A 22,607-nucleotide genomic window follows, 5' to 3' on the forward strand; every position below is an offset into this window, starting at 1 on the left:
GTTGCGCCGCCGACCGGCGCACCGGCCCCACTACGATGACGTGGTGACGATGCGCGCCTGGCTCACCGCCTTCGTGGTGGCCGTGTCGCTCCTGGTGGGCGCGCCGACCCCGCAGGCCGACGCCAGCGAGGGCTCGCTCGCCGTGCGCATCGACGCCCTGACCCCCTCGGCGTTGTCGGACCGGGGCACCATCCGGATGCGCGGCGTCATCCGCAACACCGGCGACACCCCGTGGTCCGCGGTCCAGGCCTACCTCGTCATCCCGCGCAGCCCGTTCCAGTCGCGCGCGCAGATCCAGACGGCGATCGAGGACGGCCAGTCCTACACGGGCGAGCGCGTCATCGACGCCGGCTCGTTCGACGAGGTCGGCACCCTGGCGCCCGGCGCCTCCGCCCCCTTCGACATCCGCGTTCCGGTCCGCCGCCTCGGCCTGGCCGGACCCGGAGGCGTCTACCCCGTGGGCGTCCAGGTGCTGGCGACCGATGCCGAGGGCGAGCGCTCCTCCAACGCCGTCGCCCGGGCCACCACCTTCCTGCCGTGGGTGGACGACTCGGCCGCGGCCGTCCCGGCCGGCCTCGTGTTCCCGTTCACCCCGACGTGGGAGGCGGCGGACCCCGATTGGGAGCAGGTCGCCGGCTCCGTCGCGAACGGCCAGCTGCGGAACTACCTCGACGCGGCCCGCGCCACGCCCCGCGCCGGCCGGACGATCGTGCTGGACCCGTCGCTGCTCGACGAGCTCGCCCACCTCACCGACCCCGACGAGGTCCCGGACGGGGCCGAGGTCACGCAGGAGCAGGCGGCCGCGGTGCGCCTGTGGCTCGACCAGCTCCGCGAGCTGGCCCTGGACTCGACCACGTGGATCGTGTCGTACGCCCGACCCGACGAGCTGGCGCTCAACCGCTACCCCGAGAACGCCGAGGCCCTCTGGAAGCAGGTCGACGCCGCCACCTCCGCCGCGCTCGTGGAGCACGCGCTGACCGGGTCGCGCGCCAGCTGGCCGACGATCTCCGGTGTCACCCGCTCGATGCTCGAGGACGTGCGCGCCCGCGACGACGGGCCCACGCTCGTGTCGCGCCGCAGCGTGCCCGACTGGGAGCCGCGCCTGGGCTCGGTCGTGAACCTCGAGACGACGAGCGGCCCCCTGCCGCTGCTGGTCAACGGCACGCTGCCGGACACGCCCGGCGTCGAGACCGCCGTGACCCTGCGCCAGCGCGTGCTGACGGACGCCGCGCTCGCGGTCCTCTCGCGCGAGAGCGATCCCGGCTCGCGCGCGGACGCGCTGACGATCGTCGATCCCAGCTGGAACCCCGGCGCCAGCGGCGTCGCGGTGGCCGCGCAGGCCGTCTCGGTGCGCGGCAGCGGGAGCCTCACCCGGCCGGTCACGGCCTCGGACCTGGTCCGCGCCTCGCCGCTGAGCTACACCGGCTCGGTCCCCGACGACGTCGACACGACCTCGCTCCCGGCCACGCTGCTCGACCGGGTCGCCACCTTCTCGCGCACCGCCACGTTGTTCAACGAGGTCCTCGTCGACGACGAGCGGGTGGACCTGTCCCGCTCGGTCGTCGAGGACCTCTCGGTCCGCTGGCGCCAGGACCCCGATGTCGCCCTGCAGAAGGTCGACCGCCAGATCAGCGCGCTGCAGTCCGAGCTGGCCGGGATCTCGATCGACAGCCCGTCCACCATCACGCTCTCCAGCCGCCGCGGCGGGTTCCCGCTAACGGTCGCGAACGACACGCGCCGCACGGTCCGGGTCGGCCTCTCCCTCGACGCCGACAACCCCGCGCTGGACCTGCAGGACATCGACGCGGTCGAGATCGCGCCCGGCGAGCGCCACACCGTGACGGTCGAGGTCGACCTGGGCGAGCAGACCTCCAGCACGGTCACCGCGCGCCTCGTGACCGAGAGCGGTGCCGGCTTCGGCGACCCGGCCGTGTTCAACATCCGCTCCAGCAACGTCGGGCTCATCGTGTGGATCGCGATGGGCGCGGCCGGCCTGCTGGTCATCGCGACGTGGGCGCGTCGCTTCCTGGGCCGCCGCCGGCGCCGCCGTGCCGAGCCCGACGCCACCGAGCACCCCGAGGACGACGATGAGTGACGGCAACCTCGCCCGCGCCAGCGCCTGGATGGCGCTCGGGACGATCGTCTCGCGCATCACGGGCCTGCTGCGCTCGCTCGTCCTGCTCGCCGTCGTCGGCAGTGCGCTGAACGGCTCCATCTTCAACGTCGCGAACTCGATCCCGAACTCGCTCTACATCCTGGTCGCGGGCGGCATCTTCAACGTCGTGCTCGTGCCCCAGCTGGTGCGGGCGATGAAGAACGACCCGGACGGCGGCGACGCGTACGCCAACCGGATCATCACGCTCGGCCTGCTCGTGCTGGGCGCCGCCACGGTCGTGCTGATGATCGCCGTCCCGCTGCTGCTGCGCCTGCTGTTCGGCGCGGAGCTGTTCACGGACGAGTTCACCCGCCAGCGGGAGTCGGCCGCGCTGCTGATGCTGCTGTGCATGCCGCAGGTGTTCTTCTACGGCGCCTTCGTGCTCGTGGGGCAGATCCTCAACTCCCGGCAGCGGTTCGGGCCCATGATGTGGGCGCCCATCGTCAACAACCTCGTCGCGCTGGGCGTGCTGGGGGCGTACGCGATCGTCTTCGGCGTCGCTGCCCCGGGCGCGGCCGACGGCTTCAGCACCGGCGAGGCCTGGCTGCTGGGCCTGGGCTCCACCGCGGGCATCGCCGTGCAGGCGCTCGTCCTCGTGCCCTACCTGCGCCAGGTGGGCTTCTCGTACCGGCCGCGCTTCGACTTCCGCGGTGTGGGCCTGGGCAAGACGGCGCGCCTCGGCGCATGGACGCTGGCGTTCATCGTCGTCAACCAGATCTCGTACTTCGTGATCGTGCGCCTCGCGTCGGGCGCCGACATCGAGGGCGCGAAGCGCGGCGAGTCCAGCGCCGGCCAGGTCGTCTACGACGTCGGCTTCCTGATCAGCCAGGTGCCGCACGGCGTCATCACCGTCTCGCTCGCGACCGCGATCATCCCGACCCTCGCGGCACTCGCGGCCGACCGCGACTTCGGCCGCATGCGCCTCGAGCTGGGCCGGACGCTGCGACTCGCCCTCATGCTGATCGCGCCGATCGGCGTGGCCATCGCGTGCCTGGGCCTGCCCATCGCCTCGGTCCTGGCCGGGTTCGGCGCCGCCCGCGGCAACACCGAGGCGATCGGCACCACGATCTCGGCGTTCGCGCTGGCGCTGGTGATGTTCAGCCTGCACTACGTCGTGCTGCGCGGGTTCTACGCGCTGGAGGACACCCGCACGCCGTTCTGGATCCAGGCCGTCATCGCCGGATCCAACATCGCGCTCGCGCTGCTGCTGACGCGCGGCGCCGCGCCGATCGAGGTCTCCACGCGGCTCGCGCTGGCCTACGGCCTGGCGTACCTGCTGGGCCTGGCCGTCTCCACGACCCTGCTGTCGCGTCGCATCGGCTCACTGGCCGAGCGCGAGACGGTGAGGTTCGTGGTGCGCCTCGCGGTCGTGTGCGTCGTCGCCGCCGGCGTCATGCTGGCGGGGCGCTGGGCGTGGACCTCGGTGGACGCCGGCGAGCTGTCTCCGCTCTCGGCGCTCGGCGAGCTCGTGGTGGTCGGCCTGGCCGGGGCGGTCGCCACCGTGCTGGCCGCACGCCTGCTCCGCATCGAGGAGCTGCGCTATGTCGTCACCTCGGTCCTGCGCCGTTCCTGACGCACGTACGATGAGTGGGTCCGCACGGCCGGCCGAGGAGGAACGATGAGCGACCGGAGACCACACGTCTCCGGCGACGTGCTCGCCTCGCGCTACGAGCTCGCGGACCTGGTCAGCGAGAGCCTGGGGGCCTCGAACTGGCGCGCCGTCGACCGGATCCTGCACCGCAACGTCCGTGTCGAGCTGCTGCCGGCCGACGACCCGCGCGGTGAGAACTTCCTGCAGGCCGCGCGGCTCTCCACGACCGTCACGGACCATCGGTTCCTGCGGGTGCTGGACCTGCTGCAGGACGAGGACGGCGTGCACGTCGTGGTCCGCGAGTGGGCCAAGGCGACGCCGCTGAGCCGCCTGCTCGCCCAGTCCCCGCTGCCCAACCGGCGCGCGGCCGCCATCGTCGCCGAGGTCGCCGAGTCGATCGCCCACGCGCACGACCGCGGCCTCGTCCACCGGCGCCTGACGCCGCACCAGGTGCTGCTCAAGGAGTCGGGCGCCGTGCGGATCGTGGGCCTCGGCGTCGCCACCGCGCTCGCCCCCGCCGACCACCAGGACTCCGCCGACGACCTGGCCACGTACCGCGCCGCGGACGTCAACGCGCTCGGCAAGCTGCTGTACGCGTGCCTCGTCAGCCGGTGGCCGGGCGGTCACGTCGACGGGCTGCGCGCCGCGCCCACGGAGCACGGCCACCTGCTGCGCCCGCGCCAGGTCCGTGCCGGCGTGCTGCGCGACGTCGACCTCATCTGCGACCGCATCCTGGAGCCGCACCGGCACCGCGACCCGCTGACCACCGCCGCCGAGATCGCGCGCGAGCTGTACGAGGCCGGCGCCGACGAGGAGGACCTGTTCGACGAGCCGCTCGGCTACGACGTCACGTCGCCGGACCTGCTGCGCCTCGATCCCGTCATCGAGCCGTCGGGGCCGCCGCCGGGACTCGAGCCGCCGCGCCGCCGGCCCAAGGCCTTCGAGCCGAAGCCGCCCACGCGGCGCGAGCGGATGCGCTCGCGCATGTCCTCGATGACGCACGGCGACCGTGCGCTCATCCTGCTCGGCCTCGTGACGGCCCTGCTGCTCGCCGCGATCCTCGGCATCCTCGTCTACCGCGAGATCGACCGCGAGGGCGCTCCCTTCTCGCCGTCGGCGCCCGCCACGCCCGTGCGGGTGCTGCCCGTCCAGGAGGTCATCGACTTCGACCCGCAGGGCGAGGACGGACGCGAGAACCCCGACTCGACGGACCTCGTGATCGACGACGATCCCGAGTCCGGCTGGACCACGGCCACGTACTACGGACGCGCGGACCTCGGCGGGCTCAAGGACGGCGTCGGCGTCATCCTCGACCTCGGCACGGTGCGCAGCGTCGAGCAGGTGCGCCTGCGGCTGCGGGGCGCCCCGACCGACCTGTCGATCTTCACCGCGCCGTCCACGCTGTCGACCCCGCCGCGCGCGCTCGGCGAGCTGCGCGAGCTGGCCACGCTCAACGGCGCGGACGAGGACGTCTCGGTCGGCCTGCCCGGCCAGACGCGCACGCGGTTCGTCGTCGTGTGGCTGCGCTCGCTGCCCTCCGTCGGTGACGGTCAGTACCGTGGCGAGATCCGTCAGGTGACGGTCCGCGGCCGCTGATGTCGCCGGGCCGGGGAACAATCACCACCTAGAATCCGTTGCACCACGTGAACCCCGATCGAAAGCGCATCTCTTCATGACCGACGTCCGCAGTCTCATCATCATCGGCTCCGGCCCCTCCGGGTACACGGCGGCCATCTACGCCGCGCGCGCCAACCTGCAGCCCCTCGTCTTCGAGGGCTCGGTGACCGCCGGCGGTGCGCTCATGAACACGACCGACGTGGAGAACTTCCCCGGCTTCCCCGACGGCATCATGGGCCCGGCCCTCATGGACAACCTGCGCGCGCAGGCCGAGCGCTTCGGCGCCGAGCTCGTCGCCGACGACGTCACCTCCGTGGACCTGACCGGCGAGATCAAGACCGTGTCGCTCGCGGACGGCCAGACGTTCCGCGCGCACGCCGTGATCCTCGCGATGGGCTCGGGCTACCGCAAGCTCGGCATCGCCGGCGAGGACACGCTCTCGGGCCACGGCGTCAGCTGGTGCGCCACGTGCGACGGCTTCTTCTTCCGCGACAAGCCGATCGCCGTGGTCGGCGGTGGCGACTCCGCCGTCGAGGAGGCGCTGTTCCTCACCCGCTTCGGCTCCAAGGTCACGCTGATCCACCGCCGCGACGAGCTGCGCGCCAGCAAGATCATGGCCGAGCGCGCGTACAACAACGACAAGCTCGAGTTCGCGTGGAACAGCGAGGTCGCCGAGATCCTCGGCGACGGCCAGCTCGAGGCCGTGACGCTGCGCGACACCCAGACCGGTGAGACCCGCCGCCTCGACGTCAGCGGCCTGTTCATCGCGATCGGCCACGACCCGCGCTCGGAGCTGCTGACCGGGCAGGTCGACCTCGACGACGAGGGCTACGTCCTGACCCAGCCCGGCTCCACCGCCACGAACCTGCGCGGCGTGTTCGCGGCCGGCGACCTGGTCGACCACACGTACCGCCAGGCGATCACGGCCGCCGGCACCGGCTGCCAGGCGGCCCTGGACGCCGAGCGCTTCCTGGCCGACCTCGAGGCCGCGGGCGCCCCTGCGCCGGCCGCCGCCCTGACCGAATGACCACCCACCCCATCACCGAGGAGAACCATGGCTGACATCAACGCCGTCACCGACGCCGACTTCGAGGAGAAGGTCCTCAAGGCCGAGGGTCCCGTGCTCGTGGACTTCTGGGCCTCGTGGTGCGGCCCGTGCCGCCAGCTGGCCCCGATCCTCGAGGAGATCGCCAAGGAGAAGGACGGCGCCCTCACCATCGTGAAGATGGACGCGGACGCCAACCCTGTCACCCCGGCCCAGTACCGCGTGACCGGCCTGCCGACGATGAACCTCTACTACCAGGGCGAGCTCGTCCGCTCGATCGTGGGCGTCCGCCCCAAGTCGGCGATCCTCACCGAGCTCTCGGAGTTCGTCGCCTGACCCAGCTTCTTCAACAAGGCCACTTGTCGATTTGTCGACAAGTGGCCTTGTTGTTTTATGTACCGGTCAGTCGGCGCGCGGAGCCGGGTCCATGAGGTCGACGATGCGCTCCAGGTCGCCGATGGTGGCGAACTCGACGACGATCTTGCCCTTGGACTTGCCGAAGTCGACCTTCACGCGGGTGTCGAAGCGCTCCGAGAGGCGGTGGGCCAGCTCGGCCACGCGCGGCGAGGTGGGACGGGTCGACAGCTTGCGCGCCGCGGGGGTCGCCTCCTCGTCGCCGAAGCGGACGATCTCCTCCAGTTGGCGCACCGAGATGCCCTCGGCCACGACGCGGCTGGCGAGGCGGTCCTGGAGCTCGGGGTTGGGCACGGCGAGCAGCGCACGGGCGTGCCCGGCGGACAGCACGCCGGCCGCCACGCGCCGCTGAACCGCGGGAGGCAGCTTCAACAGCCGGATCGTGTTGGTGATCTGGGGACGCGAGCGCCCGATCCGTGAGGACAGCTCCTCCTGCGTGCAGCCGAAGTCGTCGAGCAGCTGCTGGTACGCGGCCGCCTCCTCGAGCGGGTTGAGCTCGGAGCGGTGCAGGTTCTCCAGCAGGGCGTCGCGCAGCAGGTCCTCGTCGGTCGTCTCGCGCACGACGGCGGAGATCGTGTCCAGGCCCGCCTTCTGGTGGGCGCGCCAGCGGCGCTCCCCCATGATCAGCTCGTACGCCTCGGGCCCGGTCTGGCGCACCACGACCGGCTGCAGCAGCCCGATCTCCTTGATCGAGTGCACGAGCTCGGCCATCGCCTCCTCGTCGAACACCGTGCGCGGCTGGCGCGGGTTCGGCGTGATCTGGCTGAGCGGGATGTCCCGCAGGCGCGCTCCCTCGACCTCGGCCAGGCCGGACTCCTTGGCCTGCGCGGGCGACGTCGGGATGAGGGCCGACAGGCCGCGTCCCAGTCCGGGGCGGGGATTGCTCATGAGGACGCTCCTTCTGCGGCAGGTCCGGCGCCGCGATCGGTGATCTCCCGCGCCGCCTCCAGGTACGACAGCGCACCGGTCGAGCTGGGATCGTACGTGATGATGCTCTGCTGGTAGCCCGGCGCCTCGCTGATCCGCACCGAGCGCGGGATCGCGGTGGACAGCACGCGGTCACCGAAGTGCCCTCGCACCTCGGCGGCGACGCTCGAGGAGAGGTTGGTGCGCGCGTCGTGCATCGTCAGCAGGATCGTCGAGACGTCGAGGTCACGGTTGAGGTGCTGCTGCACCAGCCCGATGTTGTTGAGCAGCTGGCTCAGGCCCTCGAGGGCGTAGTACTCGCACTGGATCGGGATCAGCACCTCGCGCGCCGCGGCCATCGCGTTGATGGTCAGCAGGCCGAGCGACGGCGGGCAGTCGATGAACACGTAGTCGACGTCGCGACCGGGACCCGCGAGGTACCGGTCGATCGCCTCGCGCAGCCGGCGCTCACGTCGCTCGAGGCCGACGAGCTCGATCTCGGCGCCGGCGAGGTCGATCGTCGCCGGCACGACGCGCAGGGCCGGAACGTCGGGGCTGGTCTGCACCGCGTCCTCGATCGGCAGCTCGTCCAGCAGCACCTCGTACGTGCCCGGTGTTCCGGACGCGTGGGGGATGCCGCCCGCGGTGGAGGCGTTGCCCTGCGGGTCGAGGTCGATCAGCAGGACGTTCAGCCCACGTGCGGCCATCGCCGCAGCCAGGTTGACCGAGGTCGTCGTCTTGCCGACGCCGCCCTTCTGGTTCGCCACGACGAACACCCGGGTGGATCGCGGCCGGCGGTACTGGCCCGTGGTGGCCAGGCGCTCCATCAGCTGGACGTGATATCCGGCCTGGTCGGCTAGCGGCGTCGACATCGACGTCTCGAGAGGCTCTTCAGCAAAGTCCGCGGCTGTCGGAATCGTCACTACGGCTCCTGTCATGTTTCACGTGGAACATCGGCTGTTCCACGGTGGGTCACCGGCGCTGGACTTCGACGACGGTGGTGGGAACCTCGAGGCCCCAGTCCTCTCCGTACGTCGTGACCACGATATCGCCGGCATGGAGGCGACCGAGGGTGCCGCGCGCGGCCTTCACCTCGTCCGCCGCGCTGCGTCCCTTGAGGGCGAGCAGGTGTCCGCCGGGCCGCACGAGCGGCATGCACCAGCGAGCAAGCTTGTCGAGCGCGGCCACGGCACGCGCCGTCACCACGTCGAAGGTCTGGTCGACGTCCTCGGCCCGCGCACGCAGCACGGTGACGTTGTCGAGGCCGAGCTGCTGAGCCGCCTCCTCCAGGAAGGTGGTCCGCCGCAGCAAGGGCTCGACCATCGTCACGTGCAAGTCGGGACGGGCGATCGCCCAGACCATGCCGGGGAGTCCGGCGCCGGCGCCGACATCGGCGACCGTCGCGCCATGGGGGACCCGCACCACGGGTGCCGCACAGTTCAGCAGGTGCCGCTCCCACAGCCGGTCCACCTCGCGGGGACCGATCAGTCCGCGCTCGACCCCCGCGGTCGCGAGGATCTCGGCGTACTGCTGAGCGATCGGCAGGCGCTCGCCGAACGCCGCCGTTTCACGTGAAACAGTCACTCGGCGGGGAGGACCACGACGTGGCGGTCGGGACCGGCGCCCTCGGACTCGCTGCGCAGGCCGGCAGCCGCGACGGCGTCGTGGATCACCTTGCGCTCGAACGGGGACATCGGGTCGAGGCTGAGGGACTCGGCGCCGGCCTTGACCTCCTCGATCGCCTCCTCGGCGATCTTCACGAGGGCAGCCTTGCGCGCGGCGCGGTGGCCGGCGACGTCCAGCATGAGGCGGCTGCGGACACCGGTCTCGCGGTACACGGCGAGACGCGTCAGCTCCTGGAGGGCGTCGAGGACCTCACCGTCGCGGCCGACGAGGTGGCTGAGGTCGCCACCGATGATCTCCACGGCGGCGCGGTCGCCGTCCACGTCGATGTCGATGTCACCGTCGAGGTCGGCGATGTCGAGGAGCTCCTCCAGGAAGTCGGCGGCGATGTCGCCCTCACGCTCCAGATCGGTGTCACTCATCGGAATCCCCCTTGGCGTTCTTGTTCGGCTTGGGCTGCGGACCACCGGTCTTGCGGCGCTGGTCGCGCGTCTGCTTCTTGGGCTGCTGGCGGCGGATCCGCTGCTCCTCGGCCTCGGCCTTCGCGGTGGCGACGGGGTCCTCGGCGACGATCTTGCCCTTGGCGCGGTCGCGCTCCTGCTTGGCCTTGAAGGCCGGCGTGCCGGGCGCCGGGTTGTTGCGGATGACCCAGAACTGCTGGCCCATGGTCCACAGGTTTGAGGTGGTCCAGTACACGAGCACGCCGAGGGGGAACGCCACGCCGGAGACGGCGAAGACGACGGGCAGGACGTAGAGCAGGATCTTCTGCTGCTGGGCGAAGGGGCCGTTCAGCGCCTCGGGCGGCATGTTCTTGGCCATCAGCTGCTTCTGCGTGAAGAACTGCGTGGCGCACATGGCCACGACCATGACCATGGCGATGATCTTGGTCTCGAGGTGCTCGCTGGACAGGAAGGTGTCGGCGATCTTGCCGCCGAGCCACTCGGCGTTGGCCAGGGACGCGGCCTGGTCACCGGTGAGGAAGCCCTTGGCGCCCTCGGCGCCCTTGCGCGACGCCTGGTCGATCACGCGGAACAGCGCGAAGAAGATCGGCATCTGCAGCAGCAGCGGCAGGCACGAGGAGAAGGGGTTGGTGCCGGTCTCCTGGAACAGCTTCATCTGCTCCTGCGCGAAGCGCTCGCGGTCGTGACCGTACTTCTTGCGCAGCTCCTGCAGTTGCGGCTGGATCAGCTGCATGTTGCGGCTGGAGTTGATCTGCTTCACGAACAGCGGGATCAGCATCGCACGGATGGTGATCGTCAGGCCGACGATCGACAGCGCCCAGGTCCAGCCACCGTCGGGGTTCATGCCGATCTGCTCGAAGAGCCAGTGCCAGGCCAGGACGATGCCCGACGTGAAGTAGTACAGCGGCGTCATGATGGCGCCGCCGATGCTGCCTAGGAAGTCGAACATGCTTCTCCTCGATCACGGACTGCCGGCGGCACGGGATCGTACCCGCCGGCCGTCCAGGGGTGGCACCGGCCGAGGCGACGGATCGCGAGTCCCGTGCCGCGCCAGGCGCCATGGGTCTCGACCGCCTCCAGGGCGTAGGCCGAACAGCTGGGGTGGTAGCGGCACACCTGCCCGTACATCGGGCTGATGGTGAACCGATAGGCGCGCAACAGCGCGACGACGAGGCGGCGCATCATCGCCGCACCCGTGACGCCGCGGTCGCGATCGCCCGGTCGAGCTGGCCGCCGAGCTCCGCCGCGCGCCGGTCGGCCGCACCCGGCAGGACGCGGACGACGATGCGCGATCCCGTGGGGACCGCGTCCAGCCGGTCGCGCATCAGGTGGCGCAGCCGGCGCTTCACCCGATTGCGGTCATGGGCCGGGCCGACCTTCTTGGACACGACGAAACCGACGGACGTGACGTCCGTCGGTTCGACAGGTCCACCCACGTGGACGACGAGGTCGGGCTGGACGCCCTTCCCGCCGCGGCGCATCGCCTGGCGGAACACCTCACCGTCGCGCATGCGGTGCACGCGCGGCAGCACGGGAAATCAGGCCGAGAGGTTGGCGCGGCCCTTGCGGCGACGCGCCGACAGGATGGCGCGACCCGCACGCGTGCGCATGCGGAGGCGGAAGCCGTGCTTCTTGGCGCGGCGACGGTTGTTCGGCTGGTAGGTGCGCTTGCTCACAGGAGGTCCTTCGGTACGGATCGTGGCCCGGGTGTTGGGAAGTGGCCACCGCTCGCCCACGACCGGAGTGGTTCATGGGCACGCGGCAGGCGTCGTGCGAGACGACCCCACCACGGTACGGGGCACGGCCTGACGTGGTCAAACCGACCCGAGCCGCCCACCCTTACTCCTCCGCTGGGACCCGGTCCACGCGACACGCCGTACGGCACGCTCGAATGTGCGATCTCGCTTGTGAGTGGCCCGGCCCGACTGCTAGCGTCACGGGATATCCACAGGCCTCCGCCCCGATGAGGGCGCGCCAACGCCACGATTCATACACAGCGTGTGGACAACAGTGTGAACAACTCCGGTGACGGCGCGTTGGCCCGTCACCCTTGACTCGGGACGTCCCGCCGTGGGTGGGAGGAAGGCTGTGCGGTGCACGACGTGGATGGTGTCGATCTGGAGTCCGTCTGGCGCGAATCGGTCGCCTCGCTGTCGCCGGGAGCCAAGGTCTTCGTCTACGCCGCCAAGCCGCTCTCGCTGCACAACGGCATCCTGATCGTCGCCGTCCAGGACGACCTGTCCCGTGCTCAGCTCGAGTCGCGCGTACGGCCCGCGCTGGAGCAGGCGCTGACGTCACAGCTCGGCCAGGACGTCCGCCTCGTCGTCACGATCGATCCCGACGTCCTCGACGACAACCCGCCCGAGCCGATGACGACGCACGTCACCGTGGCCGAGGAGCCGGCACCGACACCCGGTCCACTTGTCGATACGTCTACAAGTCGACTTATGGACCGAGACGACGAGCTCGATGAGGACGACGACTCGCTCACGCCCAGCTGGGTCAACCGGCCCACCACCACGCAGGGCGGACCGTCGCACCGCGCGAACGTCGCCGAGGCCCGGCTCAACTCGCGGTACCAGTTCGAGAACTTCGTCATCGGCTCGTCCAACCGGTTCGCGCACGCGGCCGCCGTCGCCGCGGCCGAGGCGCCGGGCAAGGCCTACAACCCGCTCGTCATCCACGGCGACTCCGGCCTGGGCAAGACCCACCTGCTGCACGCCATCGGGCACTACGTCATCAACCTCTACCCGTCGTCGCGCGTCCGGTACGTCAGCTCCGAGGAGTTCGTCAACGACGTCATCAACGCGATCGGCGAGAACCGCACGCCCGCGCTGCGCCGCAAGTACCGCGAGATCGACGTCCTGCTGGTCGACGACATCCAGTTCATCGAGAACAAGGACGCGACGCAGGAGGAGTTCTTCCACACCTTCAACGCGCTCCACAACGAGAACAAGCAGATCGTCATGACGTCGGACCGTCCCCCGGCCGAGCTGCGCACGCTCGAGGAGCGACTGCGCAACCGGTTCAGCTGGGGCCTGCAGACCGAGATGCTGCCGCCGGACCTCGAGACGCGCATCGCGATCCTGCGCAAGAAGGCCGCCACCGAGAAGCTCACCGCGCCGGCCGACGTGCTCGAGTTCATCGCGAGCAAGGTGCAGACGAACATCCGTGAGCTCGAGGGCGCCCTCATCCGCGCCACGGCGTTCGCCAACCTCAACGGCACGACGGTCGACCTGCAGCTCGCTCAGATCGTGCTCAAGGACCTGATCGCCGAGGGCGACGACCCCGAGATCACGGCCGGGATGATCATGGCGCAGACCGCGGCCTACTCCGAGTACACGATCGAGGAGCTGTGCGGCCCGAACCGCTCGCGCAACCTCGTGCTCGCCCGCCAGATCGCGATGTACCTGTGCCGCGAGCTGACCGAGATGTCCCTGCCGCAGATCGGCAGCGAGTTCGGCGGCCGCGACCACACCACCGTGATGCACGCCGAGCGCAAGATCCGCAAGCTCATGGCCGAGAAGCACGCCGTGTACAACCAGGTCACCGAGCTGACGGCGCGCATCCGCCAGCAGGCTCGCCAGTCCTGACGCGCTCGTTCCCCCACATCTGGGGACACGCCTGTGCATGACGGGCCGTTCGCGGTGAATCTTGTCGTCGCGGATGTGAATCGGATGTGAACGCAGAGAGGACATCCACAGCCCGCACGGGTCCCCCCAGTGCTCCGACCACAACTTCATCCACCGGCCCGGATCGCGCTGACCAGCCCAAACACCGGTTGTCCACACGATCCACACCGCCTACTACGACGACGACAAGTAACAAGACCGCGAATCGAGAAGAAGTCACCACGCCCCTTGGGTGTGGAAGACCATTCACCGTGGCAGGATTCGACTGACGAATGAGAGGCTCAAGCACCGTGAAGTTCCGCATCGATCGCGACACCCTCGCCGACGCCGTCGGCTGGACTGCTCGCAGCCTGCCGACCCGCCCCAGCGTGCCGGTGCTCACCGGCCTGCTGCTCGAGACCTCCGGTGACGAGCTCCACCTCTCGGGCTTCGACTACGACACCTCGACGCGCGCGACGCTGCCCGCCGAGGTCCGTGACGAGGGCAAGGCGCTCGTGTCGGGCCGCCTCCTGGCCGAGATCGTGCGCGCGCTGCCCGCGGGCAAGCCGGTCGACGTCGTCCACGACGGCACGAAGGTGCAGGTCACGTGCGGCAGCGCCCGCTTCAGCCTGCAGACCATGCCGGTCGACGAGTACCCGCAGCTGCCCGACATGCCCAGCTCCTCGGGCACGGTCAAGGCCGACGACTTCGCCACCGCCGTGGGCCAGGCCAGCGCCGCCGCCTCGCGCGACGAGATGCTGCCGCTGCTGACCGGCATCCGCCTCGAGCTCGAGGGCTCCACGATCTCGCTCATGGCGACCGACCGCTTCCGCGCGAGCCTGCGCGACCTGGACTGGTACCCCGAGGTGACCGACATCTCGGCCCGTGCGCTGGTCCCCGCGCGCGTGCTAGCCGACACCGCCAAGGCCCTCAACGCCGGCGGCGACATCACGATCGCCGTCTCCAGCAGCGAGAACGGCGATGGCCTCATCGGCTTCGAGGGCACCGTCAACGGCGGCGTCCGCCGCACCACGACGCGCCTGCTCGAGGGTGACTTCCCGCGCGTGCGCCAGCTGTTCACGGCGCAGGCCGAGACGGTCGCGTACGTCGGCACGCAGACGCTGGTCGACGCCGTGAAGCGCGTCGCCCTGGTTGCCGAGCGCAACACCCCCGTGCGATTGTCGTTCTCGGAGGGCCAGGTGCTCCTCGAGGCCGGCAGCGGCGACGAGGCGCAGGCGTCCGAGAGCGTGGAGGCCACGATCGAGGGCAACGACATCTCGATCGGCTTCAACCCGAACTACATGCTCGAGGGACTGTCGGTCATGACCGAGCCGGTCGTGCACCTGTCCTTCACGCAGCACACCAAGCCCGCCGCGATGTCCGGAGTCGCGGAGGTGGGAGCGGATCCCGACGGCGCGTTCCGCTACCTGATCATGCCGGTTCGACTTCAGAACTGACTCGCGCCACGACGTCAGGAGGCGCCAATGCACATCGGACTCGTTGGACTGGGCAAGATGGGCGGCAACATGCGCACGCGCATGCGCAACGCCGGCCTCACGGTCATCGGCTACGACCGTGATCCCGAGGTGAGCGACGTCGGGTCGCTCGCCGAGCTCGTCGAGCAGCTCCCCTCGCCGAAGGTCGTGTGGGTGATGGTCCCCCACGGCGAGCCCACCCGCAGCACGATCGAGGAGCTCTCGGGCCTGCTGTCCGAGGGCGATGTCGTCGTCGACGGCGGCAACTCGCGCTGGACCGACGACGAGATCCACGAGGCGCTGCTCGCCGAGAAGAGCATCGGCTTCGTCGACTGCGGCGTCAGCGGTGGCGTGTGGGGCCTCGAGAACGGCTACGCGCTCATGGCCGGCGGCACCGCCGAGAACGTCGCCAAGGTGCAGCCGGCGTTCGACGCCCTCCGCCCCGACGAGGAGAACGGCTTCGTCCACGCGGGCCGCGTCGGCGCCGGCCACTTCAGCAAGATGGTCCACAACGGCATCGAGTACGCGATGATGCAGGCGTACGCCGAGGGCTACGAGCTGCTCGAGGCCGTCGACATGGTCGAGAACGTCACCGAGGTGCTCAACTCGTGGCGCGTCGGCACGGTCGTGCGCTCGTGGCTGCTGGACCTGCTGGTCAAGGCGCTGCAGGAGGATCCGCACCTGTCGCAGATCCGCGGCTACGCCGAGGACTCCGGCGAGGGTCGCTGGACGGTCGAGGCCGCGATCGCCAACGCGGTGCCGGCCCCGACGATCGCCGCGTCGCTGTTCGCCCGCTTCGTGTCGCGCCAGGACGAGTCCGCCGCGATGCAGGCGGTCGCCGCGATGCGCCAGCAGTTCGGCGGCCACGCCGTGCGCGCCGCGCAGGAGAGTCCCGACGTCCCCAACCCGTGACCCGCTGAGTTGCACGTTCGGCCGCCGACACGCCGTGGTGGCGAGGCGGAACGTGCAACTCAGCGAGTCCCGCGCTCGCCGTAGGCTGGGCGCATGCACGTGACCCGACTGGAGCTGGCCGACTTCCGGTCGTACGGCTCGGTCGAGCTCGAGCTGCGGCCCGGTCCGGTGGCGTTCATCGGGGCGAACGGCCAGGGCAAGACGAACCTCGTCGAGGCGATCGACTACCTCGCGACGCTCGACTCGCACCGGGTGTCCTCGGACACTCCCCTCGTGCGGGCCGGCGCCGACCGCGCCATCGTGCGCGCCCAGCTGCAGCGAGAGGACCGCTCGGCCCTGCTCGAGCTCGAGATCACGCCGGGACGGTCCAACCGCGCGCGGGTGAACGGCAACCCGCTGCCCCGCGTGCGCGACCTGGTCGGCATCGCCCGGACCGTGCTGTTCTCCCCCGAGGACCTCGCCCTGGTCAAGGGCGATCCCTCCGATCGCCGGCACTTCCTCGACCACCTGATCGTCATGCGGCTGCCGCGCCTGGGCGGGGTCAAGGCGGACTACGACCGCGTCCTCAAGCAGCGCAACACCCTGCTCAAGACGGCGGGGCGCCGCGCCAACGTCGAGATCTCGACCCTCGACATCTGGGACGAGAACCTCGCGCGCACGGGTGGCCAGCTGGTCGCCGCCCGGCTCGCGCTGCTCGACGCGCTCGCTCCCCACGCGACGGAGGCCTACCGTGACGTCGCCGCGGGCGCCGCGGCCGACCGCCAGGTCGTGTCGTTCACGTACAAGCCCTCGGTCCCCGGGCTCGAGGAGCTGCGCGACGCCGACGACATCGGCAAGGCGCTGCTGGACGAGATCGGGCGGCGCCGCCGCGAGGAGCTCGAGCGCGGCATCAGCCTCGTGGGCCCGCATCGCGACGACGTCGTGCTGTCGATCGGCGACCTGCCGGCCAAGGGCTATGCGAGCCACGGCGAGTCCTGGTCGCTGGCCCTGGCGCTGCGCTTGGCGGCGTTCGCGCTGCTGCGCGAGGACGGCGACGACCCGATCCTCATCCTCGACGACGTGTTCGCCGAGCTGGACAGCCGCCGTCGCTCGCAGCTGGCCGCCCGGGTGGCCTCGGCCGAGCAGGTCCTGGTGACTGCGGCGGTCGAGGGTGACGTCCCGGCCGAGCTCGTCGGGCAGTCCTTCGACGTCGCCTCGGCGGTGGTGACGCCGCGTGGCTGAGGACGACGACGACGTCCTGCGCCTCGCGCGCGAGATCGCCGACGCCTACCGCACCGGCGGCACCCCGGCCACGAACCGCCCGCGCCGGCCGCTGCGGCGTCGCGGTCCCGCCCGGCGTCCGGGCCGCGAGGACGCCGTCGCCCTCGGCGACGTGCTGGGCGAGATGGTGCGCAGCCAGGGCTGGGACGACCGGCTCGCCGCGACGCGCGTGTTCACCGACTGGGCGCAGATCGTGGGACCGGAGGTCGCGCAGCACTGCAGCGTCCACGAGTTCGCCGACGGGGTCGTCCACATCCAGGCCGACTCGACCGCGTGGGCCAAGGAGCTCAAGCTGCTCGCCCCGCGCCTCGTGGCCAAGCTCAACGCCGAGCTGGGCGACGGGCAGGTGCTGCGCATCGATGTGCGCGGTCCGCAGGCGCCGAGCTGGACGAAGGGCCGGCGCTCGGTGAAGGGCCGCGGCCCGCGGGACACCTACGGCTGAGGAGGCTCAGGAGCGCGGGCAGATCCGGGCCATCGCCCAGATCGCCAGCGCGGAGGCGGCCGCCACGGCGCCGAGCACGAGGCTCGCGTCGACGAAGCCGTCCATCCCGGCGACCGGCCGCACGCCGATGAGGACCACGCCGAGCAGCGCCGCGACGGCGCCGCTGAGCGCGGTCGGCAGCACCGCTCGCGCGGATCCGCGGCGTCCGCCGTGCACCAGGACGCCGACCGCGCACCACGCCATCGTCACGATGAGCGCCGCCGCGACGTCGCCCGGCCGGTGCCAGCCGGCGACGATCGTGGACAGTCCCGTCAGGCCCGTGGCGAAGGTGCCCAGGCCCGCGACGAAGGCCCGCGCGCCGGGCGGCACCACGATCAGCAGCGCCGCGACGGCCGAGACCACCACCGTGACGTGCCCGCTCGGCAGCGAGTTGTGCACGCCGAGGCCGAAGTCCGATCGCTCGAGCAGCGCGTGCTTGGTGACCTGCGTCGTCAGGTTGGCGCCGGCGATGACCAGGCCCGCGCCGACGGCGGCGCGCATGTCGTGACGGCGGACGGCGAGGACGAGTCCCACGACCGCGAGGACCGCCAGCGACCACATCGGGACGCGGCCCAGGATGGACAGCAGCGTCAGCTCGGCCTCGCGTCCGGCGGTCACGGTCGTCATCGCGCGCTCGTCGGCGCGCTGGCCGTCGGCCGACCAGAGGGCGACCTGCAGCAGCGCCATGAACAGCGCGACGGATCCGGCCGCGACCACGAGGGCCGGGCCCACGACGGAGGACGGTGATCGGGTCGTCGAGCTCACCCCTCCAGCCTTCCAGACGGGTCAACGACGACGGCCGCGCGCCGTCCGGGGACGGGCACGCGGCCGTGATCGGGGCGAGGACCGCTAGGCCCTGCCGTGACTCACGCGCGAGCGACGCGCGACCGAGTCGAGGATGACCGCGAGCAGCAGCACCCCGCCGGTCACCATAAACCGCCACGAGGAGTCCAGGTTCACGAGGGTGAGGCCACTGGAGATCGACGTGATGACGAAGATGCCCAGCAGCGCGGCGAACGCGGACCCGCGGCCGCCGAACAGGCTCGTGCCGCCGATCACCGCGGCCGCGATCGCGTTGAGGTTGACGTCGCCGGTGCCGCTGCTCTGCGCGGCCGCGGCGAGGCGACCGGCCGCGAGGACGCCACCGAGGGCGGCCAGCATCGAGCAGAGCATGAACACGCTCGTGTAGACGCGGTTGACGTTGACGCCGGCCCGGCGGGCCGCCTCCTCGTTGCCGCCGACGGCGAACACCGCGCGTCCCCACCGCGTGCGGGTCAGGGCGTAGTGCAGGGCCAGGACGAGGGCGACGAACAGCACGAACATCCAGCCGATGCCGCGCGCCTGGTTGAGGTACCAGACCACGAAGAGCAGCACGGCGCCCATCACGAGGGCCTGCACGGCGAGGTGGGTGACCGGCACCGCCGACAGCCCGGCGGCGGCGCGCGAGCGCGACCGGCCGAAGCGGGCGAGGAAGAACCCGATCGCCGCGAGCACGACCAGGACGTACGACAGCGTCGCGGGCACGAACCACAGCTGCCCGAGCTTCACGATGGGCGAGTCGAACGGCAGGTTGATCGTGCCGCTCGGGCCGAGCACCTTGAGCTGCAGGCCCAGGAACCCGAGCAGGCCGGCCAGCGTGATGACGAACGACGGCACGCCGAACCGCGTGTAGACGATCGAGTAGACGAAGCCGATCGCGGCGCCCGCCGCGAGGGACCCGAGGACGGCGACCCACACGGGCCACTCGTGCTGGACGAACGCGACGCCGAGGATCGCCGCGGACAGCCCGCTGACCGATCCGACGGACAGGTCGATCTCGCCCACGAGCAGGACGCACACGATGCCGAGCGCGATGACGCCGACGGCGGCGGACTCCATCAGCAGGTTGCTCAGGTTGGCGCTGGAGAGGAACGACGAGTTCAGCGACTGGAACACGGTCCAGATGACGAGCAGGCCGATGATGACGGGCAGCACGCCCAGGTCACCGCCGCGCACGCGCTCGCCGAGGGAGCGCACGAAGCCGCCGAAGCCCTCGCTCGTGCGGAGGCGCTCGTCCTGCAGGTCGGCGGCAACGGGGTTCAGGCCGTCCGGGGTGGTCATCGGGTCTCCTGATCGGTCGGGGCGGAACGGTCGGCGCGGCGCGACACGGCGTTGTCCGTGGCACCCGTGATGGCCGCGACCAGCTCCTCGGTCGTGACGTCGCGCGCGTCGAAGACGCCGTTGTTGCGGCCCAGGCGCAGGACAGCGACGCGGTCGGCGACGGCGCGGACGTCCTCCATGTTGTGGCTGATCATGATCACGGCGAGGCCGTTCTCACGCAGGCGCTCGACGAGGTTGAGCACCTCGGCGGTCTGGGCGACGCCGAGGGCGGCGGTCGGCTCGTCGAGGATGATGAGCTGCGGGTCCAGCAGCAGCGACCGCGCGATCGCGACGGTCTGGCGCTGGCCGCCGGACAGCGACGCGATCGGGATGCGCACCGACGGGATCTTCGCGGCCAGCTGGCGCAGCAGCTCCCACGACCGCACCTCCATCTGGACCTCGTCGAGGCGCAGCGGCGCGATCTCGCTGTTGAGGAAGAGGTTCGCGACCACGTCGAGGTTGTCGCACAGCGCGAGGTCCTGGAACACCGTGGCGATGCCCAGGTCGATGGCGCTCTGCGGGCTCGTGATGGCGACCTCGCGGCCGTCGAACTCGATCGTGCCGGAGCTGGGCGCGTGCACGCCGGACAGGACCTTCACGAGCGTCGACTTGCCGGCGCCGTTGTCGCCGACGACGGCGACGACCTCGCCGGCCCGGACCTCGAGGTCCACGTCGGTGAGCGCGGCGACCGCGCCGAAGTTCTTGCTGATGGCGCTCAGGCGCAGGATGGGGCGGCCGGATGCGCGGGTCGCCTCGGTGGCTTCGTTCATGTCTCTCCCTGATGGATCGACGACGGCCGGCCCTCGCCCGGCGGGGCGAGGACCGGCCGGCCGTGATCAGCTGATGCCGAGCTTCTTGCAGCCGGCCGCGTACGCGCCGGTGCAGACCTGGTCGGCGGTGTAGATGCCGCTGTCGAAGATGACCTTCTTGACGTTCTCCGAGGTCACGACCTCGGGGGTGAACAGCTGCGACGGGGTGTCGAACAGCTCCGTGTCGCCCTTCGGCTCCTCGCCCTTCAGGAACGCGACGGCGGCCTCGGCGGCGGCGCTGGCGACGATGCTGATGGGCTTGGAGATCGTGTTGTACTGCTCACCGGCGATGATGCGCTGGATCGCGGCGACCTCGGCGTCGTTGCCGGTGACCGGCGGGACGGGCTCGATGCCCGCGGCCTTGAGGGCGGCCACGGTGCCGCCGCCGGTGCCGTCGTTCGCGGCGACCGCGCCGGCGATCTCACCGCGGAACTTCGTGATCTGGCCCGACACCCAGTCCTGGGCCTTCTGCGGGTTCCACTCCGGTGTGTCGTACTCGGCGAGGATGTCGTACTTGCTGCCCTCGACGCCGGCCTTCATGCCCTTCTTGATGAGCTGGGCCGCGTCGTCGGTGGGCGAGCCGTAGACCATGAGCAGTCCGCCCTCGGCCTGGTCCGCGTCGAGCTTCTTGACGAGCGACTCGGCGATCATCTTGCCGATGCCCTCGTTGTCGAAGGAGACGTAGAAGTCCGCCGGCTTGGTGGTGATCGGGCGGTCGTAGGTGATGACCGGGATGTCCTGCGCCTGGGCGTTCTCGACGATCGTCGCGGCGGCCTTCGTGTCGACGGCGTCGAGCACGAGCGCCTTCACGCCCTGGGCGATAGCCGAGTTGGCCTGCTGCTGCTGCTTGTTCGGGTCGCCGTCGGCGTTCTGGTAGAGGACCTCGCAGTCCTCGCACAGCTCCTCGACCTTCTTCTCGAACAGCGGCCGGTCCTGCTCCTCGTAGCGCGTGGACGCGCGGTCGGGCATGAGGAACGCGATCTTGCCGGAGGCCTCGCCGTCGCTGCCGCCCGAGCCCTCGTCCGACCCGCAGGCCGTCAGCGAACCCAAGGCCATGACCGCGGCGGCCAGGGCCGTCACGCGGAAGCTCGTTGTCTTCATGTGTCTCTCTCTTCTGAACCGGGCGTGGGGCCGAAGCCGTGCCGATACCATCACTTGTGACAGCTGTCACACGCTGAATGCGGGGACCGTAACATTTAACACGTTAAGTCTGTCAAGTGACGTGTTACCCCCGCTGTCCCGCGTGTTGCCCGACGGAAGGACGCCCATGACGAACCAGGCCGCCCCGCGACCCACGCGAGCCCAACGCCAAAGACGCATCATCGATCGCGTCGTGGAGCAGGGCTTCGCGAGCGTCGCCGAGCTCGTCGAGGACGCGGGCGTCAGCGTCATGACGATCCACCGCGACCTCGACGACCTCGCCGGGCGCGGCCTGCTGCGGCGGGTGCACGGCGGCGTCTCCGCCCTGCCGACCGGCGTGTTCGAGTCCAGCTCGGAGTTCCGGATGCAGCGCCAGGTCGAGGCCAAGGACGCGCTGGCCCGCACGGCGCTGGCGTTCGTGGAGCCGGGCATGTCGGTCCTGCTCGACGACTCGACCACGGCGCTCGCGCTGGCCCGCCTCCTGCCCACCGTGGGAGCACTCACGGTCATCACGAACTACCGCCAGGTGCTGGAGGTCCTCATGGAGGAGGACGACATCTCGGTGATCATGCTCGGCGGCGCGTACTCGCGGACGCACGACTCGTTCATCGGCGTGCCCGACGCGTCCGGACTGGCGACGTACGCGGTCGACGTCTCGTTCCAGTCGACCTCGACGATCGACGAGACGCGCGCCTACCACCAGGAGCAGGAGCTGGTGCTCATGAAGCGGGCGATGATCGAGGCCGGCGAGCGCAGCGTGCTGATGATCGACGGGTCCAAGGTGGGACGGCGCTCCCTGCACCGGTTCGCCGAGCTCGCGGAGTTCAGCGACCTCGTCGTGACACCGGACGTCCCCGTGCAGATGCGCGAGGCGATGGCCGAGCACGTCACGTTGCACGTCACCGACGGAGCGTGACAGCGTCACAGTCCCGGTGATATAGATAACAGCGATCTTGTTATCTCGGCGG

At 70.8% G+C, this 22,607-nt stretch carries 23 protein-coding genes; 11 read left to right on the forward strand and 12 right to left on the reverse strand.

Annotation, left to right across the window (positions count from 1 at the left end; genetic code table 11):
• Positions 1 to 49 precede the first annotated feature (49 nt).
• From AB3M81_RS11255 to trxA, 5 genes are all read left to right on the forward strand, one after another.
• The gene (locus tag AB3M81_RS11255; RefSeq protein WP_412904176.1) at positions 50 to 2,095 is read left to right on the forward strand and encodes a DUF6049 family protein; all 2,046 of its coding nucleotides are present in this window, start codon (positions 50 to 52) and stop codon (positions 2,093 to 2,095) included.
• Positions 2,088 to 3,728, forward strand: a complete 1,641-nt coding sequence (gene murJ, locus AB3M81_RS11260; protein WP_412904006.1) for a murein biosynthesis integral membrane protein MurJ — start codon at positions 2,088 to 2,090, stop codon at positions 3,726 to 3,728. Before AB3M81_RS11255 ends, murJ begins: the two co-directional genes overlap by 8 nt.
• Before the next feature lie 45 nt (positions 3,729 to 3,773).
• Positions 3,774 to 5,342, forward strand: a complete 1,569-nt coding sequence (locus tag AB3M81_RS11265) for a protein kinase family protein (protein ID WP_412904007.1) — start codon at positions 3,774 to 3,776, stop codon at positions 5,340 to 5,342.
• Between the two features lie 76 nt (positions 5,343 to 5,418).
• Positions 5,419 to 6,390 carry a thioredoxin-disulfide reductase gene (gene trxB, locus AB3M81_RS11270; RefSeq protein ID WP_412904008.1) on the forward strand — a complete coding sequence of 324 codons (972 nt, stop codon included), beginning with the start codon at positions 5,419 to 5,421 and terminating at the stop codon, positions 6,388 to 6,390.
• A gap of 27 nt (positions 6,391 to 6,417) precedes the next feature.
• Positions 6,418 to 6,744 carry a thioredoxin gene (gene trxA / locus AB3M81_RS11275; RefSeq protein ID WP_412904009.1) on the forward strand — a complete coding sequence of 109 codons (327 nt, stop codon included), beginning with the start codon at positions 6,418 to 6,420 and terminating at the stop codon, positions 6,742 to 6,744.
• 66 nt (positions 6,745 to 6,810) lie between these two features.
• Here trxA and AB3M81_RS11280 read toward each other — a convergent pair whose 3' ends face one another.
• The 8 genes from AB3M81_RS11280 to rpmH form a co-directional block, all read right to left on the reverse strand.
• Complete coding sequence (locus AB3M81_RS11280) at positions 6,811 to 7,710, reverse strand: ParB/RepB/Spo0J family partition protein (protein WP_412904010.1); 900 nt, start codon at positions 7,708 to 7,710, stop codon at positions 6,811 to 6,813.
• Positions 7,707 to 8,555: a ParA family protein gene (locus AB3M81_RS11285; protein WP_412904177.1), complete on the reverse strand. Its 849-nt coding sequence runs from the start codon at positions 8,553 to 8,555 to the stop codon at positions 7,707 to 7,709. Before AB3M81_RS11285 ends, AB3M81_RS11280 begins: the two co-directional genes overlap by 4 nt.
• Positions 8,556 to 8,700: 145 nt before the next feature.
• Positions 8,701 to 9,312 (reverse strand): 16S rRNA (guanine(527)-N(7))-methyltransferase RsmG, encoded by a 612-nt coding sequence (gene rsmG / locus AB3M81_RS11290; protein WP_412904011.1) that lies wholly within the window; start codon positions 9,310 to 9,312, stop codon positions 8,701 to 8,703.
• Positions 9,309 to 9,773 (reverse strand): Jag family protein, encoded by a 465-nt coding sequence (locus tag AB3M81_RS11295; RefSeq protein ID WP_412904012.1) that lies wholly within the window; start codon positions 9,771 to 9,773, stop codon positions 9,309 to 9,311. Before AB3M81_RS11295 ends, rsmG begins: the two co-directional genes overlap by 4 nt.
• The gene (gene yidC / locus AB3M81_RS11300) at positions 9,766 to 10,761 is read right to left on the reverse strand and encodes a membrane protein insertase YidC (protein WP_412904013.1); all 996 of its coding nucleotides are present in this window, start codon (positions 10,759 to 10,761) and stop codon (positions 9,766 to 9,768) included. The genes AB3M81_RS11295 and yidC overlap by 8 nt, the downstream gene beginning before the upstream one ends.
• The gene (gene yidD, locus AB3M81_RS11305; RefSeq protein ID WP_412904014.1) at positions 10,746 to 10,997 is read right to left on the reverse strand and encodes a membrane protein insertion efficiency factor YidD; all 252 of its coding nucleotides are present in this window, start codon (positions 10,995 to 10,997) and stop codon (positions 10,746 to 10,748) included. The genes yidC and yidD overlap by 16 nt, the downstream gene beginning before the upstream one ends.
• Positions 10,994 to 11,332: a ribonuclease P protein component gene (gene rnpA, locus AB3M81_RS11310; protein ID WP_412904015.1), complete on the reverse strand. Its 339-nt coding sequence runs from the start codon at positions 11,330 to 11,332 to the stop codon at positions 10,994 to 10,996. Before rnpA ends, yidD begins: the two co-directional genes overlap by 4 nt.
• 18 nt (positions 11,333 to 11,350) lie before the next feature.
• Positions 11,351 to 11,488, reverse strand: coding sequence for a 50S ribosomal protein L34 (gene rpmH / locus AB3M81_RS11315; protein ID WP_412904016.1), 138 nt, complete (start codon positions 11,486 to 11,488; stop codon positions 11,351 to 11,353).
• A gap of 426 nt (positions 11,489 to 11,914) precedes the next feature.
• On the opposite strand from rpmH, the gene dnaA reads away from it, so the two are divergent.
• The 5 genes from dnaA to AB3M81_RS11340 all read left to right on the forward strand — a co-directional run bounded on the left by dnaA (position 11,915) and on the right by AB3M81_RS11340 (position 17,512).
• On the forward strand, positions 11,915 to 13,405 hold the full coding sequence (gene dnaA, locus AB3M81_RS11320) for a chromosomal replication initiator protein DnaA (RefSeq protein WP_412904017.1): 1,491 nt from the start codon (positions 11,915 to 11,917) through the stop codon (positions 13,403 to 13,405).
• A gap of 329 nt (positions 13,406 to 13,734) precedes the next feature.
• Positions 13,735 to 14,880, forward strand: coding sequence for a DNA polymerase III subunit beta (gene dnaN / locus AB3M81_RS11325; RefSeq protein ID WP_412904018.1), 1,146 nt, complete (start codon positions 13,735 to 13,737; stop codon positions 14,878 to 14,880).
• A 27-nt stretch (positions 14,881 to 14,907) separates the two neighbouring features.
• Complete coding sequence (gene gnd, locus AB3M81_RS11330; RefSeq protein ID WP_412904019.1) at positions 14,908 to 15,810, forward strand: phosphogluconate dehydrogenase (NAD(+)-dependent, decarboxylating); 903 nt, start codon at positions 14,908 to 14,910, stop codon at positions 15,808 to 15,810.
• 93 nt (positions 15,811 to 15,903) lie between these two features.
• Positions 15,904 to 17,031 carry a DNA replication/repair protein RecF gene (recF, locus tag AB3M81_RS11335; protein WP_412904020.1) on the forward strand — a complete coding sequence of 376 codons (1,128 nt, stop codon included), beginning with the start codon at positions 15,904 to 15,906 and terminating at the stop codon, positions 17,029 to 17,031.
• Positions 17,024 to 17,512 carry a DciA family protein gene (locus AB3M81_RS11340; RefSeq protein ID WP_412904021.1) on the forward strand — a complete coding sequence of 163 codons (489 nt, stop codon included), beginning with the start codon at positions 17,024 to 17,026 and terminating at the stop codon, positions 17,510 to 17,512. The genes recF and AB3M81_RS11340 overlap by 8 nt, the downstream gene beginning before the upstream one ends.
• A 6-nt stretch (positions 17,513 to 17,518) precedes the next feature.
• On the opposite strand, the gene AB3M81_RS11345 is transcribed toward AB3M81_RS11340, so the two are convergent.
• From AB3M81_RS11345 to AB3M81_RS11360, 4 genes are all read right to left on the reverse strand, one after another.
• Positions 17,519 to 18,316 carry a phosphatase PAP2 family protein gene (locus AB3M81_RS11345; RefSeq protein ID WP_412904022.1) on the reverse strand — a complete coding sequence of 266 codons (798 nt, stop codon included), beginning with the start codon at positions 18,314 to 18,316 and terminating at the stop codon, positions 17,519 to 17,521.
• Between the two features lie 84 nt (positions 18,317 to 18,400).
• Positions 18,401 to 19,651 (reverse strand): sugar ABC transporter permease, encoded by a 1,251-nt coding sequence (locus AB3M81_RS11350; RefSeq protein WP_412904023.1) that lies wholly within the window; start codon positions 19,649 to 19,651, stop codon positions 18,401 to 18,403.
• The gene (locus AB3M81_RS11355) at positions 19,648 to 20,460 is read right to left on the reverse strand and encodes an ATP-binding cassette domain-containing protein (RefSeq protein ID WP_412904024.1); all 813 of its coding nucleotides are present in this window, start codon (positions 20,458 to 20,460) and stop codon (positions 19,648 to 19,650) included. The genes AB3M81_RS11350 and AB3M81_RS11355 overlap by 4 nt, the downstream gene beginning before the upstream one ends.
• Before the next feature lie 66 nt (positions 20,461 to 20,526).
• Positions 20,527 to 21,600, reverse strand: coding sequence for an ABC transporter substrate-binding protein (locus AB3M81_RS11360; protein ID WP_412904025.1), 1,074 nt, complete (start codon positions 21,598 to 21,600; stop codon positions 20,527 to 20,529).
• Positions 21,601 to 21,766: 166 nt separating this feature from the next.
• On the opposite strand from AB3M81_RS11360, the gene AB3M81_RS11365 reads away from it, so the two are divergent.
• The gene (locus AB3M81_RS11365) at positions 21,767 to 22,555 is read left to right on the forward strand and encodes a DeoR/GlpR family DNA-binding transcription regulator (RefSeq protein ID WP_412904026.1); all 789 of its coding nucleotides are present in this window, start codon (positions 21,767 to 21,769) and stop codon (positions 22,553 to 22,555) included.
• The last annotated feature ends 52 nt before the right edge of the window (positions 22,556 to 22,607 follow it).

The sequence above is a fragment of the Aeromicrobium jepli genome, from assembly GCF_047246605.1.
GTDB lineage: Bacteria > Actinomycetota > Actinomycetes > Propionibacteriales > Nocardioidaceae > Aeromicrobium.

Coding starts and splice junctions, on each gene's coding strand:
- AB3M81_RS11255 (WP_412904176.1), top strand. CDS start 50: ATGCGCGCCTGGCTCACCGCCTTCGTGGTGGCCGTGTCGCTCCTGGTG.
- murJ (WP_412904006.1), top strand. CDS start 2,088: ATGAGTGACGGCAACCTCGCCCGCGCCAGCGCCTGGATGGCGCTCGGG.
- AB3M81_RS11265 (WP_412904007.1), top strand. CDS start 3,774: ATGAGCGACCGGAGACCACACGTCTCCGGCGACGTGCTCGCCTCGCGC.
- trxB (WP_412904008.1), top strand. CDS start 5,419: ATGACCGACGTCCGCAGTCTCATCATCATCGGCTCCGGCCCCTCCGGG.
- trxA (WP_412904009.1), top strand. CDS start 6,418: ATGGCTGACATCAACGCCGTCACCGACGCCGACTTCGAGGAGAAGGTC.
- AB3M81_RS11280 (WP_412904010.1), bottom strand. CDS start 7,710: ATGAGCAATCCCCGCCCCGGACTGGGACGCGGCCTGTCGGCCCTCATC.
- AB3M81_RS11285 (WP_412904177.1), bottom strand. CDS start 8,555: ATGGAGCGCCTGGCCACCACGGGCCAGTACCGCCGGCCGCGATCCACC.
- AB3M81_RS11295 (WP_412904012.1), bottom strand. CDS start 9,773: ATGAGTGACACCGATCTGGAGCGTGAGGGCGACATCGCCGCCGACTTC.
- yidC (WP_412904013.1), bottom strand. CDS start 10,761: ATGTTCGACTTCCTAGGCAGCATCGGCGGCGCCATCATGACGCCGCTG.
- yidD (WP_412904014.1), bottom strand. CDS start 10,997: ATGATGCGCCGCCTCGTCGTCGCGCTGTTGCGCGCCTATCGGTTCACC.
- gnd (WP_412904019.1), top strand. CDS start 14,908: ATGCACATCGGACTCGTTGGACTGGGCAAGATGGGCGGCAACATGCGC.
- recF (WP_412904020.1), top strand. CDS start 15,904: ATGCACGTGACCCGACTGGAGCTGGCCGACTTCCGGTCGTACGGCTCG.
- AB3M81_RS11350 (WP_412904023.1), bottom strand. CDS start 19,651: ATGACCACCCCGGACGGCCTGAACCCCGTTGCCGCCGACCTGCAGGAC.
- AB3M81_RS11355 (WP_412904024.1), bottom strand. CDS start 20,460: ATGAACGAAGCCACCGAGGCGACCCGCGCATCCGGCCGCCCCATCCTG.
- AB3M81_RS11360 (WP_412904025.1), bottom strand. CDS start 21,600: ATGAAGACAACGAGCTTCCGCGTGACGGCCCTGGCCGCCGCGGTCATG.
- AB3M81_RS11365 (WP_412904026.1), top strand. CDS start 21,767: ATGACGAACCAGGCCGCCCCGCGACCCACGCGAGCCCAACGCCAAAGA.